18 protein-coding genes and 2 pseudogenes are annotated in these 16,475 nt (G+C 68.0%); 14 read left to right on the top strand and 6 right to left on the bottom strand.

The window, feature by feature from the left end:
- Window positions 1–95 precede the first annotated feature (95 nt).
- On the bottom strand, window positions 96–1,073 hold the full coding sequence (locus tag ACWD5D_RS16635; protein ID WP_451373415.1) for an L-threonylcarbamoyladenylate synthase: 978 nt from the start codon (window positions 1,071–1,073) through the stop codon (window positions 96–98).
- Between the two features lie 381 nt (window positions 1,074–1,454).
- Window positions 1,455–1,682: pseudogene (locus ACWD5D_RS16630) on the bottom strand (transposase); the annotation flags it as partial.
- 330 nt (window positions 1,683–2,012) lie between these two features.
- Between ACWD5D_RS16630 and ACWD5D_RS16625 the strand changes: the two are divergent.
- Entirely contained in the window at window positions 2,013–2,606 is a 594-nt protein-coding gene (locus tag ACWD5D_RS16625; RefSeq protein WP_451373414.1) for a DUF5819 family protein, read from the top strand.
- Window positions 2,603–3,829 carry an HTTM domain-containing protein gene (locus ACWD5D_RS16620; RefSeq protein WP_451373413.1) on the top strand — a complete coding sequence of 409 codons (1,227 nt, stop codon included), beginning with the start codon at window positions 2,603–2,605 and terminating at the stop codon, window positions 3,827–3,829. The genes ACWD5D_RS16625 and ACWD5D_RS16620 overlap by 4 nt, the downstream gene beginning before the upstream one ends.
- A gap of 46 nt (window positions 3,830–3,875) precedes the next feature.
- Here the strand turns inward: ACWD5D_RS16620 and ACWD5D_RS16615 are convergent.
- Window positions 3,876–4,178 (bottom strand): annotated as a pseudogene (locus ACWD5D_RS16615) (transposase); the annotation flags it as partial.
- A gap of 242 nt (window positions 4,179–4,420) precedes the next feature.
- Here ACWD5D_RS16615 and ACWD5D_RS16610 point away from each other — a divergent pair.
- From ACWD5D_RS16610 to ACWD5D_RS16560, 11 genes are all read left to right on the top strand, one after another.
- On the top strand, window positions 4,421–4,933 hold the full coding sequence (locus ACWD5D_RS16610; protein WP_451373412.1) for a methylated-DNA--[protein]-cysteine S-methyltransferase: 513 nt from the start codon (window positions 4,421–4,423) through the stop codon (window positions 4,931–4,933).
- A 53-nt stretch (window positions 4,934–4,986) separates the two neighbouring features.
- Complete coding sequence (locus ACWD5D_RS16605) at window positions 4,987–5,478, top strand: RNA polymerase sigma factor (RefSeq protein ID WP_451373411.1); 492 nt, start codon at window positions 4,987–4,989, stop codon at window positions 5,476–5,478.
- Entirely contained in the window at window positions 5,475–6,092 is a 618-nt protein-coding gene (locus ACWD5D_RS16600) for a methylated-DNA--[protein]-cysteine S-methyltransferase (protein WP_451373410.1), read from the top strand. The genes ACWD5D_RS16605 and ACWD5D_RS16600 overlap by 4 nt, the downstream gene beginning before the upstream one ends.
- Window positions 6,089–6,829 carry a 2OG-Fe(II) oxygenase gene (locus tag ACWD5D_RS16595; protein WP_451373409.1) on the top strand — a complete coding sequence of 247 codons (741 nt, stop codon included), beginning with the start codon at window positions 6,089–6,091 and terminating at the stop codon, window positions 6,827–6,829. Before ACWD5D_RS16600 ends, ACWD5D_RS16595 begins: the two co-directional genes overlap by 4 nt.
- 7 nt (window positions 6,830–6,836) lie before the next feature.
- Window positions 6,837–7,127, top strand: a complete 291-nt coding sequence (locus ACWD5D_RS16590; RefSeq protein ID WP_451373408.1) for an Ada metal-binding domain-containing protein — start codon at window positions 6,837–6,839, stop codon at window positions 7,125–7,127.
- Window positions 7,115–7,675, top strand: a complete 561-nt coding sequence (locus ACWD5D_RS16585) for a hypothetical protein (RefSeq protein WP_451373407.1) — start codon at window positions 7,115–7,117, stop codon at window positions 7,673–7,675. The genes ACWD5D_RS16590 and ACWD5D_RS16585 overlap by 13 nt, the downstream gene beginning before the upstream one ends.
- On the top strand, window positions 7,672–8,343 hold the full coding sequence (locus ACWD5D_RS16580) for an alpha-ketoglutarate-dependent dioxygenase AlkB family protein (RefSeq protein ID WP_451373406.1): 672 nt from the start codon (window positions 7,672–7,674) through the stop codon (window positions 8,341–8,343). Before ACWD5D_RS16585 ends, ACWD5D_RS16580 begins: the two co-directional genes overlap by 4 nt.
- 4 nt (window positions 8,344–8,347) lie before the next feature.
- Window positions 8,348–8,971, top strand: coding sequence for a DNA-3-methyladenine glycosylase I (locus ACWD5D_RS16575; RefSeq protein ID WP_451373405.1), 624 nt, complete (start codon window positions 8,348–8,350; stop codon window positions 8,969–8,971).
- Window positions 8,968–9,858, top strand: a complete 891-nt coding sequence (locus ACWD5D_RS16570; RefSeq protein WP_451373404.1) for a DNA-3-methyladenine glycosylase family protein — start codon at window positions 8,968–8,970, stop codon at window positions 9,856–9,858. Before ACWD5D_RS16575 ends, ACWD5D_RS16570 begins: the two co-directional genes overlap by 4 nt.
- A gap of 365 nt (window positions 9,859–10,223) precedes the next feature.
- Complete coding sequence (locus ACWD5D_RS16565) at window positions 10,224–10,502, top strand: hypothetical protein (protein WP_451373403.1); 279 nt, start codon at window positions 10,224–10,226, stop codon at window positions 10,500–10,502.
- A gap of 459 nt (window positions 10,503–10,961) precedes the next feature.
- A complete protein-coding gene (locus ACWD5D_RS16560) occupies window positions 10,962–11,411 on the top strand; it encodes an ester cyclase (protein WP_451373402.1) in 450 nt (149 codons plus the stop codon).
- An 858-nt stretch (window positions 11,412–12,269) separates the two neighbouring features.
- On the opposite strand, the gene ACWD5D_RS16555 is transcribed toward ACWD5D_RS16560, so the two are convergent.
- Window positions 12,270–13,061 carry a class I SAM-dependent methyltransferase gene (locus ACWD5D_RS16555; RefSeq protein ID WP_451373401.1) on the bottom strand — a complete coding sequence of 264 codons (792 nt, stop codon included), beginning with the start codon at window positions 13,059–13,061 and terminating at the stop codon, window positions 12,270–12,272.
- 381 nt (window positions 13,062–13,442) lie between these two features.
- Between ACWD5D_RS16555 and ACWD5D_RS16550 the strand changes: the two genes are divergently transcribed.
- Window positions 13,443–14,321 carry a menaquinone biosynthetic enzyme MqnA/MqnD family protein gene (locus ACWD5D_RS16550; RefSeq protein WP_451373400.1) on the top strand — a complete coding sequence of 293 codons (879 nt, stop codon included), beginning with the start codon at window positions 13,443–13,445 and terminating at the stop codon, window positions 14,319–14,321.
- Between the two features lie 290 nt (window positions 14,322–14,611).
- Here the strand turns inward: ACWD5D_RS16550 and ACWD5D_RS16545 are convergent, their stop codons facing one another.
- Both ACWD5D_RS16545 and ACWD5D_RS16540 read right to left on the bottom strand, forming a co-directional pair.
- On the bottom strand, window positions 14,612–15,517 hold the full coding sequence (locus ACWD5D_RS16545; protein ID WP_451373559.1) for an NAD-dependent epimerase/dehydratase family protein: 906 nt from the start codon (window positions 15,515–15,517) through the stop codon (window positions 14,612–14,614).
- Window positions 15,514–16,344 carry a MaoC/PaaZ C-terminal domain-containing protein gene (locus ACWD5D_RS16540; RefSeq protein WP_451373399.1) on the bottom strand — a complete coding sequence of 277 codons (831 nt, stop codon included), beginning with the start codon at window positions 16,342–16,344 and terminating at the stop codon, window positions 15,514–15,516. Before ACWD5D_RS16540 ends, ACWD5D_RS16545 begins: the two co-directional genes overlap by 4 nt.
- Window positions 16,345–16,475: the final 131 nt, after the last annotated feature.

The following is a 16,475-nucleotide window of genomic DNA, read 5'->3' as shown; positions in this document are numbered from 1 at the left end:
CCCGTTTGCCAGACCGGTGGGCGCTCAGCCGAATCCGCCACGAATCCGCCCGGCCCCCGTCTCCGGGAGCAGTAAAGGCACAGCGTCGATGCCGGTCACACGGTGGGCCTGGGCCCCGCGGCGCGGCGGAGCCGGTTGGCGATCGCCAGTCCCAGCCCCTCCTCCACCGGCAAGGACGCGATGATGAGGTCGCACCCTCGCTGGTCGAGCTCGCGCAGGAACCCGTACAGCCCGCGCGCATAGGCGGCCGTCGAACCGGGGACCCTCACCACGGCGTGCACCTTCACCGCAGCGTCGGTGAAGGAGGCGGGCAGAAAGATGCCCACCTGGTGCCCCAGCTCCTGCGCCAGCTCCGCTTCGGAGACGACCTTCTCCGGCTCGACGAGGAGGACCCGCGCTCGCGGCGCGTAGTGTGACGGATGCTGGCCCGGCACCCGAACAGGGCTCGCCGAGGGAACTTCGAGCGGGCGCCCCAGCACCGCTTCGAGGTCCTCGCGCGTCACCCCACCTGGCCGAAGGATGCTCGGGGCATCGCCCGTGGCGTCGACGATGGTCGACTCGACGCCGACCTCACAGGGGCCGCCGTCCAGCACGAAGTCGACGGCATCGCCGAGCTCGGCACGGACGTGGTCCGCCGTTGTGGGGCTGACCGAGCCGAAGCGGTTGGCGGACGGGGCCGTGACACCGCCGCCGAAGGCCGACAGCAGTGCGAGTGCGACGGGGTGGTCGGGCACGCGCACGGCCACCGTCTGAAGGCCACCGGTCGCTTCGAGGGGCACGCGGGGACCGCGCGGCAGGACCAGCGTGAGTGGTCCCGGCCACAAGTGTTCGGCCAGCAGGCGTGCCGTCGCGGGCACGTCCTGGACCCAGTCGTCCAGATACTCCGCGCCGGCAATGTGGACGATCAGCGGGTGGGAGGGCGGACGTCCCTTGGCCTTGAAGATGCGCGCGACGGCGGCGGGGTCCTCGGCGTTGGCGCCCAGGCCGTAAACGGTCTCGGTCGGGAGGGCCACCAGGCCGCCGGCGCGCAGCACACCGGCCGCCTTCTCGATGTCACTGGTTCTTGCCGTCACCCTCGCAATCCTAGGCCCACGCCAAGGACCGGCGACGGTCCTGATCACTCTCAGCGCCAAGCACGGTTCCATTGATCCAACCGGCGCGAGCGGCCTCGGCTACTTCACCTGCGAACGATGCGGACGAGAAGCACGACGCCACCTGCGAGGGATCTGCGGACAATGCGTCCTGACCGAACGCCTCCACAAACTTCTCGACGACGGCACCGGCGCCGTCCGCGCCGAACTGCTCCCGCCGTTCGACGCCCTACGGCTGACGCGCCTCCCGAAGGGCACCCTGACCTGGACGATCCAGCCCTACGTCCAGCGAATCTACGATCCCTGGCCTGCGGCGAAGTCCCGCTCACCCACGAGGGCTTTAGGTGGCCGACGGCCGTACATGGCGGTACTGGAGTACTGGCGCTGTACTCCGGCGGAGGTGGTGTCCTTCTTCACGAAGCCGATGTCGTCCAGGATGAACGCACCACTCGGATGGCCGAGTTGTTCGGCCACGTACGTCTGCAGGTCGTCATGCGGGGCGTTGGCGTCCAAGCGGCTGTGGGGGAGCAGGTGCTGCAGGCCGTGTGGGGTGGCGTGGCCGGCGTATTCCGCGAGCTGCCAGCTGTTCTTGCCGCACCCCCGCTACACTCCCCACCGCCAGGCCGATGACCAGGACAAATACAGAAGTCCGGCTGGAGTACCAATAGGCCATCTCTCGAAATTCGCGAGGCAGCGGCCTGCCCGTCCCCGGTCGACACTCTGGCGAACGCGAGGGAACATAAGGGGACGGGGCACTTCCAGCCTCCAGTTTGTCGCCGGGATGACGCGGCGATCAGAGTTCTAGGTGACGCGCCCCTGTCCAGGCAATGCGCAGGGCGGCGTGTCAGGCAACGTCCAGGGCGGCGCGCAATGGGTAATGTCGACAGGGCGAGCCAAAAGCGCTGTCTCTCATTTGTATCGATGAGCATCGTCGCGCTCGCGGTGGTGGGTGCCGTGGTCGCGGCCACCGTGCACTTGGCAATGCTCTTCTTCAACAGTGCCCCCTTGAATTCCTTCTCCCAGCAGCACGCCGCGGCCATCGACAAGTATGTCGTCCCCGAGTTTGCGCAGGAGTGGCAGCTTTACGCCCCCAATCCGCAATCGGTGAATACCCACGTGCAGGCTCGCGCGAAAGTGCGGATGCCCGGCGGAAGCCTCACTGATACCGGCTGGGTGGACTTGACCGCGATGGATGACGAGAGAATCGTGCACAATCCCCTCCCCAGCCAGGCGCACCAGAACGAGCTTCATCACGCCTGGGCCAACTACGTCGACTCGCTCGACAACGAGGGACGTCCAGTTGGTCTGTACGGGAAGCTGATGCAGCAGTACCTGCTGCGCATCGTCGCCCATCGTCTGGGACCACAGGTCAACGGCGGCACCGTGCAACTCATCCAGCTTCGCTCGGCCAACACGCCGGTGGGACAGCCCCCGTGGAGTGTTCAGCAGAGCGATACGCGGACCAGCTATGTGGTTCAACCGTGGTGGGCCGTCAAGGCGGAGGACTTCAAGTGACCACACGCTCTCCGACCACCCCCGGCGAATCATCCGAACCGCCCCCATTCGCCCGGCTGTCGCGCGGCATTGGCGCAGCTGTCAGGCGAGGTCTCGCGCGTATCACCAGCGATGTCGTAGCGCCGTACCAATCGGCCGTCATTCGAATCGGCTTCTCACTTACCTGGCTCGCCCTGCTGCTGCGCGAGTGGGTGCACCGTAACGAGCTCTACGGGGCGGGCAGCCCATGGAGCTGGGCCATAGCCCGTGAATGGAACACGACGGACCAGGCGTTCACCGTACTCATGTGGCATGACAGCCGATTGTGGTTCGAGATCGTCTACGTGGCGGCGATCGCCGCGTCGGTGATGCTGCTCCTCGGGTGGCGGACCCGTACCGCCTCGGTGCTCTTCATGATTGGCGTGCTGGCACTTCAGAACCGTAACCCGTTCGAGGGGGACGGCGGCGCAGATGTCATCCACGTCATGGCGATCTATCTGGTATTCACCCGCTGCGGCCGGGTCTGGTCGTTGGACGCGCGGCGTGCCGCGCACGGCCGGGACGTGGTCGGGATCGTGATGTGGGCTTTCTTCACCGCCGTGCTCGCCCTGGTCACCGGGCTGGGCAAGCTGGATACCGGCTGGGCGCTGTTGCTCTGGGCCTTCGTCTTCGCGCAGCTGGCGTGGTGGCTGGTGCGACGCTACGGCCCCGGAGAGCCTCGCACCGTCATGGAGATGGTCGGAAACGTGGTGCACGCGGGTGCAATGTTCGTGATCGCGGCCCAGGTGTGTCTCATCTATGCGGTTTCCGGCTGGTACAAGGTCCAAGGCTCCTTTTGGCAGGATGGAACGGCGCTCTACTACGTGCTGCACCTCGACGACGTCGCCCCGTGGCCCGCTTTGTCCCACGCCATCGCCAGTAGCAGTCTGATCGTCCTGCTGTTGACCTACGGCACGGTGATCGTCGAAGTCGCCTTCCCCTTCACCCTTTTCAACAGCCGCGTGAGAACCGTGATGGTTGCGATCATGATGTCCATGCACGCGGGCATCGGGATCCTGCTCGGTCTGCCTTTCTTCGCGTTGGCGATGATCTCGGCCGACTCGCTCTTCCTCCCAACTGCACTGCTGCGTGCGGCAGGCGACCGCGTGGCGCGCGCGGTCTCACGGAGGCAAGCTGTGGCGCCGACACCACAAGCCCTTCAGAGCAAAGTACTGACTGACGGAAACGAAGACGGACGACGGTAGCCGTCAGCGGGTGGGTCCTTGCGCCACGACGGTTTTCAAGAGCGTCGCTGTCGGTGATGGTGGACATGGCCTGACGGGAGACGTCGGCGCTGTAGACCTCTGCCAGGTGGGCCTGGACCTCGCCGGTGGTCAGCCCCTTCGCGGTCAGCGGGACGATCACCTCGTCGACGCCGGTCAGACGCTTCCGCCCCTCCATGACGATCTTCGACTCGAAGGAGCCGTCCCGGTCGCGGGGCGCGGCTGTCCCCACCGGCCCCACGTCCGTCAGCACGGTCTTGGAGCGTTCGCCGTTACGGGAGTTACCACCGACCCTGCCCGCCGGACCGTGCTTGCCATAGCCGAGATGATCGGCGCGCTGGGATGCCTACAGGTCACAGCTTGCCGAGATCAGTGTGCGAGTCGTCCGCTCCTCCTGCACCGGGGGCGTGTCGAGCACGCTTCTTCGCGCGAAGCTCCGCAGGTTTTTACAGCCGCCCAGCACGGCGTCCGGTAACGACACCGACACCGACACCGACACCGACACCGACACCGACTGAGATCTCACGTTCTGCTGGCGGCACACGTCTACCAGCCAGGAGAAGGGAAAAGCAGATGAGCACGCGACACATCGTGATCGAGACGCACCTCGGACCGATCACGCTCGTTGCCAAGGGCGAGGCGATCGCCGGCCTGTACTTCAGGCACCACGTCCGTCGGCCTTCGCAGGAGACGTTCGGTCCCGAGGTGAGCGACTCGACGGACTCGCTGCTGAACGAAGCGGCCCGACAGCTGTGCGACTACCTGGCAGGGCGACGCAGGCAGTTCGATCTTCCGCTCGCCGCCGAGGGCGACTCGTTCCAGCACGCCGTCTGGGACATCGTGAAGAGCATCCAGTGTGGTGAGACGACCACCTACGGTCGTATCGCCGAGCAGGTCGGAGACCGCGGCCTCGCGCAACGGGTCGGACAGGCCGTGGGTGCGAACCCGCTGTGCATCTTCGTGCCCTGCCACCGCGTCGTCGGCTCCAATGGTTCCCTCACCGGATACGCCGGCGGGCTGAAGCGCAAGCAGGCGCTGCTGGAGCTCGAGGAGCCGCCCACGGTCAGCGCAGGACGGCTGTTCTGACCGGAAAACACGAACGCGTTCGCCACCGCAAGTACGTCTTCAATGGGATGGACATGAAACAACCGTTCGAGAACGTAGTCGCGCGGCACGGCGCAACCGTGCTGCGCGTCTGCCGGGTCGTTCTCGGCCCGCACGACGCGGACGACGCATGGTCGGAGACGTTCCTCGCCGCCATGCGCGCCTATCCCGACCTGCCTGAGACGGCGAACGTGGAGGCATGGCTCGTGACGATCGCGCATCGCAAGGCGATCGACGTGCTGCGTGTCGCGAAGAGGAGCCCCCTACCGGTCGACGAGGTACCGGAAGCACCGACAGGGCGGGGCATCCCGGACTCCGGGGACTCCGGCCTGTGGGCCGCGGTGAAGGGGCTCCCGAGCAAACAACGCCAGGCGGTCGCCTACCGCTATGTGGGAGGGCTGGCATACGCCGAGATCGCGGAGATCCTCGGCGGCACCGTCGATGCGGCCCGAAGAGCCGCCGCGGACGGGCTCAAGAATCTCAGGAAGCAATATCCGGGCGCGATCACGAAAGGAGCATCATCATGAACGACACTCGCCACGATGACGACATGACCGCCCTGCTGTCGTCGCCCGTGGACGCCGACACTCTGGGTCGGCTCCACCGCCGTCTGGAGGAGGCGGCAGAGCGGGCCGGTCTCGTCGATGTCGCTTACACCACCATCGACTCGCCTGTCGGCGAGCTGCTGCTCGCCGCCACCCCGAAGGGGCTGGTCCGCGTGGCGTACGCCAGCGAGGACCACGATCGAGTTCTGGAAGCCCTCGGCCAGAAGCTCAGCCCGCGCGTCCTGCGCGCCCCGAAGCGGCTGGACGAAGTGGCTCGCGAGATCGACGAGTACTTCGCCAAGCGCCGCCAGGTCTTCGACCTGACGCTGGACCTGTCCCTGTCTCGCGGATTCCGGCGCCTCGTGCAGACGCATCTGCCCGAGATCGGGTACGGCCAGACCCGCAGCTACCGGGACATGGCCGAGCTCGTCGGCAACCCCAAGGCCGTCCGAGCGGTGGGCACCGCCTGTGCGACCAACCCGCTGCCGATCGTCGTCCCGTGCCACCGCGTGCTGCGTACCGACGGCACGCTCGGCGGTTACATCGGCGGACTCGAGGCCAAGACCACTCTGCTGAACCTGGAGGCCGCGGCATGAACACCGCGAAGGCGGCCAGGAAGAAGACGGATCGGTGGTACGACCGCGTCGAGTCCGGCGACTGGAAGGCGATCACCACGGAGGTCGACGAGTACGGCGGCGCACTGCTGCCGCAACTGCTGACCCCGGAGGAGACCGTGGAGATCAGGGGCCTGTACGAGCAGGACGGCCTGTTCCGCAGCACCGTCGACATGGGCCGGCACCGCTTCGGTGAGGGCCGGTACCGCTACTTCAACGCGCCGTACCCGGAACCGATCGAGCGGCTGAAGCAGGCGCTGTACCCGCGGCTGCTTCCCATCGCCCGCGACTGGTGGACCAAACTCGGCCGGCCCGCACCGTGGCCGGACTCGCTTGATGAGTGGCTCCGAATGTGTCACGACGCCGGCCAGACGAAGTCTTCGGCGATCCTGCTCCACTACGGCGAGAAGGACTGGAACGCCCTGCATCGCGACCTGTACGGCGACCTCGTGTTCCCGTTGCAGGTCGTGATCAACCTCAACGAACCCGGAGTGGATCACACGGGCGGCGAATTCCTGCTGCTGGAACAGCGCCCGCGCGCCCAGTCCCGGGGCACGGCCATACTGCTGCCGCACGGCCACGGATACCTCTTCACCACCCGCGACCGACCCGTCAGGTCCGCCCGCGGATGGTCCGCCGCGCCGGTGCGGCACGGCGTATCCGCCATCCGGTCCGGCGAACGTCACACCCTCGCCCTCGTCTTCCATGACGCCGCATGAGCGTCGCATGAGCGACGCGACGAAGACGTACACCCTTGTGGGGGCAGACGGCCGTCCCCGCCGGTCTGCGGTCAAGGGGCTGTGGGGCGGCCACCGCGACTCGAAGATCTACGGACGACTCGACTGTCCCTCCGCGCTGCGCGCCATCGCTCGCGGCGGCTATGTGAAACACCGGGTCTTCTTCGCCGACGAGGCCACGGCGGTCGCCGCCGGGTTCCGCCCCTGCGGAGCCTGCTGCAAGGACCGCTATCAGACGTGGAAGACCGCTCGAGAGAACGGCTCACGATGGAAGCCCTGACCAGCCCCTTGCTGAAGACGTCAGCGAGTTACGACGCGGACCTGACGGCCACGGACGCCGAGGTCGCGACCGTCATCAGACTTGCCCGCGACCGCCGTGCCCGCACTGTCGTGATCGGCTCCGGCCGCACCCCCAACGCCCTTGCGACCTCACGCCTGATCGCATCGTCCTGGGACCGCGCAGGAGGCGGAACCCTCGACACGATCACCTGGCCCGAGACCGGGGCCTCCTGGCTGCGCCACGCGTCACGGTTCGCCGCCGCCAACCCCGACCTCTGGGTGATGGTCGGGCCGGCAACCGGCTGGGCACAGATGACCCGGCGGCTGCTGTGGTCGACCCCCTGGAGCCCCGCACGCACCCTCGCGACCGCCGGAGTCGGCGACCCGCGCACCCTCCGACTCGTCGGCCTGACCAATCTGGACGGCCTGGCCGGTGCAAGCACGGACGGCACCTCCTGGCTCATCGCGGACGACTGCCTCGTACACCTCACACACACGGAGGGCAAGACACACACGGAGGGCAAGACACACACGGAGGGCAAGCGATGACAGCGCTGTTCACTCCGGAGCTCCCCCGGCGTGACAGGGCAGACATCGCCCCGGGCGTCACCCTCGTCCCTGACTGGCTGACCCGGGATCAGCAGAGGTGGATCGCGGACCAGTTCCGCCAGTGGGCGCAAGGCCCTGTCCCCATCCGCGCCGCGAAGGTCCGCGGACACGAGATGTCGGTGCGCACCGTATGCCTGGGCTGGCACTGGCAACCGTACAAGTACACGCGAGAGGCCACCGACGTGAACGGCGCCCGCGTCCTTCCGTTCCCCGACTGGATGATCCGTCTGGGACGGCATGCCCTCAAGGTCACCGGCCACGACGCAGCCACGATCAGCTCCTACACGCCCGACACCGCGCTGGTGAACTACTACGACGCGAAGGCCCGCTTGGGAATGCACCAGGACAAGGACGAAAACTCCCGCGCCCCGGTCGTATCACTGTCCATCGGCGACAGCTGCACGTTCCGATTCGGCAACACGGAAAGCCGCGGAAAACCCTATACCGACCTGCTGCTGGCCTCCGGCGACCTCTTCGTCTTCGGCGGACCCGCCCGACTGGCCTACCACGGTGTCACCAAGGTGCACGAGAACACCGCCCCCGAGGGATGCGGCATCAGCCGGGGCCGGATCAACATCACGATGCGCATGACCGGACTCGCCGGGTGATCGAATGACACAGGATGCAAGCACCACCACTGTCGACCCCGGCGTCGTCGTCGGGGACGACGGGCTCGCCCGGCCCGCATGGGCAGCCGTCGACCCTCTGCTCCGCGACTACTACGACTCAGAGTGGGGCATGCCGGTCACGGACGAACGCGGCGTCTACGAACGCGTCAGTCTCGAAGGGTTCCAGGCGGGTCTGTCCTGGGCGACGATCCTTCGCAAGCGACCCGCGTTCCGTGCGGCGTTCGACGACTTCGTCCCGGACACGATCGCCGCGTACACCGAGACCGACGTCGAGCGGTTGATGGCCGACGCCGGCATCGTGCGCAACCGGCAGAAGATCCAGGCGACCATCACCAACGCCCGCGCCACCATCAAGCTGCGTGAGGAGACGGGCCTGGCCGAGCTGGTGTGGTCCTTCCGGCCCGCGAGCACGCCCAGCCCGCAGACCTTTGCAGAGATCCCCACGAAGTCCGCCGAGTCCATCGCGTTGTCGAAGGAGCTGCGCCGACGCGGATTCGCCTTCGTCGGCCCGACCACCATGTATGCGCTCATGGAGGCGATCGGCATCGTCGACACCCATCTGCTCGGCTCGCATCGACGGGGCAGCTCCGGAATCTGGACATCGTGACCCTCCTGCACCTGATCCCGAACGGTCCCACCGACTTCGAGATCGCTCTACGGATGCTGGCTGCCCACGCGATCCCAGGAGCCGAAGAAGTCGACGTCCCGGGCCGCACCTGCGCCCGGCTTCTGCCCCACGCAGGCGGCCCTGCACGGGTGGAGGTGACCTTCACCGAGGACGGGGTCGTCGCCGACCTCCCTGACGAGATGCCCGACCCCGACGGCATGGCGGTCGCGATTCGACGCTGGCTGGACCTCGACGCCGACACCGCGCGGATCGCCGATCACCTCACCGCGGACCCGCTGATCCGGCCGATGGTCGAACGCCGGCCCGGCCTCCGGCTCATCGGCTACCCCGATGAGTTCGAGGCGGTGACCGCGACGGTCGTCGGCCAGCAGGTCTCACTCGCCGCGGCCCGCACCTTCATGGGCAGGCTCGTGGCCGCCTACGGGACGCCGACAGCCGGGCTGCGAGCCCTCCCGGCACCACGGGATCTCGCGGCGATTCCCGACGCGGAACTGCAGGCGGCCGTCGGCCTCACCGGCGCGCGGACCCGCACGCTTCGGGCCGTCGCCGAGAAATGGGCGAACGGATTCACGCTCGCGCACCTCACCGTCGACGAGGCGCGCCGCGCCCTGCTCGCGCTCCCCGGCATCGGTCCCTGGACCGCGGACTACCTCACAGTGCGCGCGACGCAGCATCCCGACACCTTCGCTCCCGGTGACCTGGTTGCCCGCCGGGCGCTCGGAGCCGTCACCGTCGGCCAGGCGCGGACCGTTGCCACGGCGTGGGCGCCGTGGCGCTCCTACGCGCTCATGCACCTGTGGGCGGACGTCGCCTACGGCGCGGCCGGGGCCTGGGCCGGGGCCGGGGCCGGACCGACACGAGCCTGAAGCCAGGCACCCATCTCACGTTCCTCCTCGCCCCGGCGTCTTCCACGTGCCGGGAGGCAATCGCCCGGCACCGCTGACATCGGTCAGCTCAGCATGCCCGCGACCGTCATGCGCCCGACGGTCGCGGGCACCGCTGCTGCAGATGGGCGTGCAGGGAGGAATGCGCATGACCAGCCGACAGGGCGAGGAATACGACCTGACCCGCTTCGACGTCGACAACTACTGGATCGTGACGCAGCGCGCGACCGCTGCCACCTACCTACCACTTCCCGAGTCTCGCGGATAAGAGCGCCCAGTCGGCCCAGCTCGGCGCGGCGGTCGGAGACCTCCTCCAAACCGCCACGATCTGCGGTGGCATCGACGTGATGCCCTTCACGATCCGCGACGAGAGCCTCGTCGTCGTCGCGTGCAGGGGCTACGAGACCGTCGGCATCTCGGTCATCGACCCGACCGGCGATATCGCTCGCGACGTCGTGACATGGACGGAGCCCACCCACGCGGCGTGGGTGGAGCAGGTACTCAAGATCGAACTTTTGCGCAACGCGCGCGCGGCGGGCATCGACCGAGTGATCGTCCGAGACGGCACAGCGACAGAGGCCATCTACAAGGCCCTCGGCCTGCACCCCATCGAGATGACCGCCTGACCGAGGCATCACCGACGCTCCACGCCCCCACCGGATCCGACCGGGCACGTCTGAACTTCCAAGGGGAAATTCCGGTAGCGGCAGGCTTCGTCCTCCCTCCCATTCCGTGGTCGTACAACGGCCCTTCCCGCGCATGCTCGCCGGCATCACGCGGCCAGGGGAATATCGGCCTGGCCGACAGCAATACGTCCGACATTCTGACGTGGATCAATCCGCGAGGGCACCACCACGGCTCTGCGACTGCCATGACGATCCATTCGATTCATGACGCACGCAAATCCGGTATCAGTGCGCCCCGGGCTCCCCTGCACAAGGCCACACGGTCGTACCACCAGGCACTCCGCCCTCACCCACGAATTTTCACCACCGATCTCACATATCGGTTCCCGCCAACGTCTTCGAAATGTCACCACGCCAGTCGGCGGACCGGTGGCAACCACCGAAAGAAAGGACAAACTCATGTCGCTCGAGGAGAACAAGGCCATCGTCGGCCGATGGTTCACGGAGTTCTGGGGCAACCCCTTCAACCCCGGCATCATCGACGAGCTCGCCGCTCCGGACATCCGGTTCGAGTATTCGCTGCACAAACCCATGCGCGGACACGACGAGGTCCGCGAATTCGCGACCAAGTTCCGCACCGCGTTCCCGGATCTCAACTTCTGGGGCACCGCGGACCTCATCGCCGAGGGCGACTACGTCGTCGGCCAGTGGGAGGGCGGCGGCACGCACACCGGGCCGATCATCTTCGATGACCTTCCCATCGGCTCCGCGCCCGCGGCCTCCGGCAAGAAGCTCCGCTTCACCGGCACGACGGTGCTCAAGGTCCAGGACGGCCTCATCGTCGAGGAAGTCGGGCTCGACGACGGCGTGACGGTCCTCCAGCAGCTCGGAATCATCCCCACCACCTGAGCTGAACGCCGGTAACCGGCGGCGAACTGGAGGGGGCCGGTCCGTGCTGGACGGGCCCCCTCCACCGCGCCGACCAAGCATGACGGGCGGGGCGACTCACAAGGAGCCGCGAACACCGAGACAAGGGCAACAAGCCGTCGCCGATCCCCGCGTGCCCAATGCGCGGCAAGCACTGGCCTTGTTCACGAGTCCGCCTGCCTCGAAGCAGGGATCGTTCCGTCGGCGATCTCCGTAGTTCTGGACGGCGTTCGGGTCAAGCAGCGTCTGCGTGCTGCGATCGTTCCTTGAGGATGTGCGGCCCAAGTTCCCCGATTCGCCGGTGCTGTTCGCCGACGAGTGCGGCGGCAGCCCGCATCGCGGGACGATCCGCAACCGGCCGGCTGCGCTGTCCCACGGAACTCGAAGGACGTCCCGCCCGCCGAGCGGTTCAGCCCTCAGGCCCTGCGGCGGGCCTGTGCGACCCACAACTACGACGGTGCGTCGACCTGGCCGCGATCCAGCAGATGCGCGGTCATTGAACGGTCAGCTCGACCATGCGATATGTCCGACCCTCCGCGACCTTCATCGAGGACGCCTACCAGCGGGCCGTCGTCGGCACCCTGACCGAGCTGGCCGATAACGATCACGCGGCTAAGCTCACGCTCGCCGCGTGATCAACGAAGCGTGTCCACCATCACGAGGGAAGGCCCCCTCTGTGGTGACGGTTCCCGTGCTCCTTGCGGTCAGCTTCGTGTTCGGGCTCTGCGGCCAGTTGGTGAATGTCGGCTCAGCGAAGTTAGTGGGGGGGGGGTCGGGCTGGCACAGCGCTCCACTTGGCCATTCGGAGACACGGCCGTCTCGGCCGGCCCCACGGCTGGGTCAGCCCGGCTTGACCGCCAGCGTCGCGAAATAGTGCGACATGTATTGAGCGGACGCGTTGGATTGGTGCGGCGCTTCCACGAAGCCGGTGAGGACGAACCCCGCGGCGAGTTGCCCGCCGATCTGGTCGGTGAGGGTGTGGCTGTATTCAAGAGGGGCATCCGCGCCGAACTTCGTGGCGCGTTCCTCGGCGGAGTACTGCGTGACATCGCTGTAGGGCAGCTTGTGCACGACGACCAGCTCGCCGCGCTCGTCGAGCGCCTCGTGGTCGAACAAGTACACATCAGGGTTGAGGAAGCCCACGAGCAGAGTTCCGCCCGGTCGCAGGATGCGGAAGCACTCACGCCACACCGGTGCCAAGTCCGGTACGAACACGTTGGAGACCGGATGGAATACGACGTCGAATGTTGCGTCGCCGAAGGCGCTGAGGTCGCGCATGTCGCCCAGGACGGTGTGCAGCTCGAGTCCGTCGCGCGCCGCCACCATCTGGTCCTGGCCGAGCTGGCGGGGTGAGTTGTCGAATACGGTGACCCGCGCCCCTGCGGCGGCGAGGATCGGACCCTGCTGGCCACCGCCGGAGGCCAGGCACAACACGTCCTTGCCGGTCAGGTCCGTCGGCAGCCAGGAGCGCTCGACTGGCTCACGCCCGATGAGAACGATCGACCAGTCGCCCATGCGGGCGCGCTCGACATCCTCAGCACTCACCGGCCTCGACCACTCGTTGCCCTCTTGGACATACTTGTCCCAGGCTGCCCGATTGTGGGCAACCGGGTCGACAGCAATGTCCTGCACGTTCAACTCCCTGCTACAGCCAAGCGGACACCTGCGGTACTGACAGTTCGGTGCCGCTAGCCAACACGATTGCAGGGTGCGGGCTCAACGAAATTAGCGGGCATCGAGGTGTCCACGGGCTCGACGGGTGGTCGCGCAGCGGGTGCGGAAGCGCTGGTTGCCTGGGCTGCGGAAGCCGTAGGCGTCGCGGGCGATTGTCTTGTTCCAGCGGCGCTTGGCCCACACCAGCCGTGGTAGGCGGCCACCGACCGACAGGTCACGCGGTGGACAGCGCAGGCAGCCGTTCGCGGGGGGGGGCGCGGACCAGCAGGGCACGAGAGTCCCGGGAGCCGACACCAGAGGTCACATCCTGCTCTCGGAGTGAAGCACTAGCCTGCGGGAGTGGATATTTCTCGCGTAGCTCGCGTCCCGCATGTACCGGCCAAGCGTCCCCGGGTCGGGCACATCCAGTTCCTCAACTGTCTGCCGATTTACTGGGGCCTGGCCCGCACCGGCAGCTTGCTCGACCTGGAGCTGACCAAGGACACCCCGGACCGGCTGAGCAACCTGCTGGTCGACGGAGCCCTGGACATCGGTCCGATCGCCTGCATGGAGTATCTCAAGCACGCCGACGACTTGGTGCTGCTGCCGGACATCGCGGTGGGCAGCGACGGTCCGGTGACCTCCTGCCTGATCCTCAGCCAGGTCCCGCTGGGCGAGTTGGACGGGCGCCGGGTCGCCTTGGGTTCCACCTCGCGCTCGTCGGTACGCCTGGCTCGGCTCCTGTTGGAGGAACGGGAAGGGGTCCGTCCGGAGTACTTCACCTGCCCGCCGGACCTGCCGGTGATGATGCAGGACGCGGACGCCGCGGTTGTGATCGGCGACGCCGCGCTGCGCACCTACCTTCATCAGGCCAAGGAGCTGGGCCTGCGGGTGTACGACCTGGGCGAGATGTGGAAGGCATGGACCGGTCTGCCGTTCGTTTTCGCGGCCTGGGCCGCCCGCAAGGACTACTTGGAGCAGAACCCACACATCGTGCGCGAGGTACACCGGGCCTTCCTGGAGTCCCGGGACCTCTCGATGGCCGAGGTCGACAAGGTCTGCGAGCAGGCCGCCCGATGGGAGGCGTTCGACGAGGAGACCTTGCGCCGCTACTACACCGAGGCTCTGGACTTCTCCTTCGGCGAACGCCAACTGGAGGGTGTTCGCGAGTTCGCTCGCCGGGTCGCTGCGGACTCCGGATTCGATCCTGAGCTGGAGATCTCGATCCTCCAGCCGTGACGGCTGCCTTGGTGCACCGGTCGCCGGTTCGATTCATTCACTCGCCGGTCACGGCGTCCAGGATCGCGGAGGTCAAGGGCATGATCGCGGTGGCGCATCAGGGAGCCGGCCGCCCGTTCTCGACGCGTCGGCGCGAGGCCGCCGCGGTACAGGTTCGCTGCCGGGCAGCGGCCTCCAGGTGCGGGGCCGCCCCGGCGGCGGGCACCTCGGCAGGCCCGGCGAAGGACGGGGCAGCGGTCGCGTGAGCCGACCCGCCGGTCACGAGGGCCGGCTCAGCTTCGGGCCGACCCTCAACTCGCCTCGACCATCTCGGTCAGCGTCGCGGCCACGTCCTCACGCCGGTAGCCGAGCAGGGCGACCTCGTCCGCGGGCGGCTCATAACGCACCACTGCTCCGCGACCGGGGACGATCATCCGGTCGGGGAGGAAAGGGTGTTCGGCATCGAGAACCCGGACCTGCCCGGTCCCCCCGGCGATGTCGACGAGCAGCTGGAAGTACTCCGCGTATGTGAGGTTCTGGTCGCCGACCAGGTAGGCCGCGCCGGACGCACCGTGTTCAAGCGCCCCGGCGATCGTCTCGGCCAGCGAGCGTGCGGTGAGGTAGTTGGTGCCGCCCGGCGGCGCGACCAGAGGCGGGAACCGGTCGTCGTGCTCTCCCCGGGCCCATCGCACCATTCGTGCGAACCAGCGGGCGGACGAGCCTGGGATCATTCCGACGATGGGAGGCGGGTTCACCGTGGTGACGGCGAAGTCGCCGCTCGAGAGCGCGCGGGCCCCTTCGTCGGCGTCCCGGCGGGCCCTCACATAGGGATCGGTCGTGATCAGGTCCGGCCGGACCATGTGGTAACAGCTGCCGACCTGCACGAAGCGCTGGACTCCCGCGTCTCGCGCGCGACGGGCCAGTGCGGGCACGCCGGCGGACTGGTACCGCGTCCAGAAATCCGCGCCCTCGTTCTCCGGCCGCACATGCCGGACATCGCTGCCTGCCGCGAAGACGACCGCCTCGAAACCCCGAAGCACGTCGATGTCGAAGTCGCCGTTCGCATAGTCGCCGGACCTGAAGTCGAGCGATGCGACGGGCGACGACGCGTCGGGCCGGCGACGTCCCGCGATCACCACCTCGTGGCCGCGGCCCAGGAGTTCGAGGGCGGCGTGAACGCCGATCAGGCCTGTACCACCGATGACCAGGGTCTTCATACGCACCGGTCCGAGAATTCGGCCACGCCGCCGTCGATTGCGACCTCGCGGGGCGAGCGCACCCGGAACCCGCCGTCGCCCCAGGCCTCGATGCGCACCGTCTCGCCGGGGAACACGACCGAGCTGAACCGGCCTTCGAGCCGGGTCAGGTCAGCCGGGTGGGCATCCACGCGATCGGCCAGGACGACCGCCGCGGAGGCCAGGGTGGCGAGGCCGTGCAGGATCGGCCGGGGCTGGCCTATCCCCGCGGCCGCCTGTGGATCGATGTGGATGTGGTGGCGGTCGCCCAGGAGCCGGTACAGCGCGGCTGCGTTGGGCGCCACCGCCAGATCCTGCGTCCACGTCGCAGGTGTGGAGGGCCCGGCCGGGCGCGAGGGTCCGCGCTCGCCGCCGAATCCGCCCGCACCGGGGGCGAAGATCGACCAGGTGGCCCGGAAGAGCTCGCTCGTGACCTCCACCTCGAAGACGGCGGCGGCTCCCTTGTCCCAGACCGCCCGTACGCGGGCGGTCAGGTCGAGCTCGCCATGCGGTGGGAGCGGACCGCGCACCTCGAGCCGCTGAGCGCCGTGCAGGGCGGTGCCGACCTGGAAGGCGCCGCCGGCGCCGAGCAGATCGGGCGCCCACTGCGCGAGCGTGAGCGCGAAGGTCGGGAGCACCCGGAGCCGGTCTTCGAAGACCAGGTCGAGGCGGTCCGGGGACACTCCGACAGCGAGCGCGAAGAGAATCGCGTCCCGCTCCGTCCACGTCACGCGTCGGGTACCGAGTTCGCGTCCTGCCCAGGCGCCCGCGGGGGCGAGTTGGGGGACGAGTTCGGGGGCGGCGCTCATGACCGCGCCCCGTAGACCGATTGCTCGCGTCCGAGGCCGCGGCCGGCCCCGGTGACGAGGGCCACCCGTCCGTCGAGGATCCCTGGCATGTCACTTCCTCTCGGTGAGACTGACGCTTCCAGAAACCAAGC

The organism is Streptomyces sp. NPDC002520 (assembly GCF_053595235.1).
The sequence above is the reverse complement of the archived record's forward strand: the minus strand, read 5'-3'. Positions and strand labels throughout refer to the sequence as shown.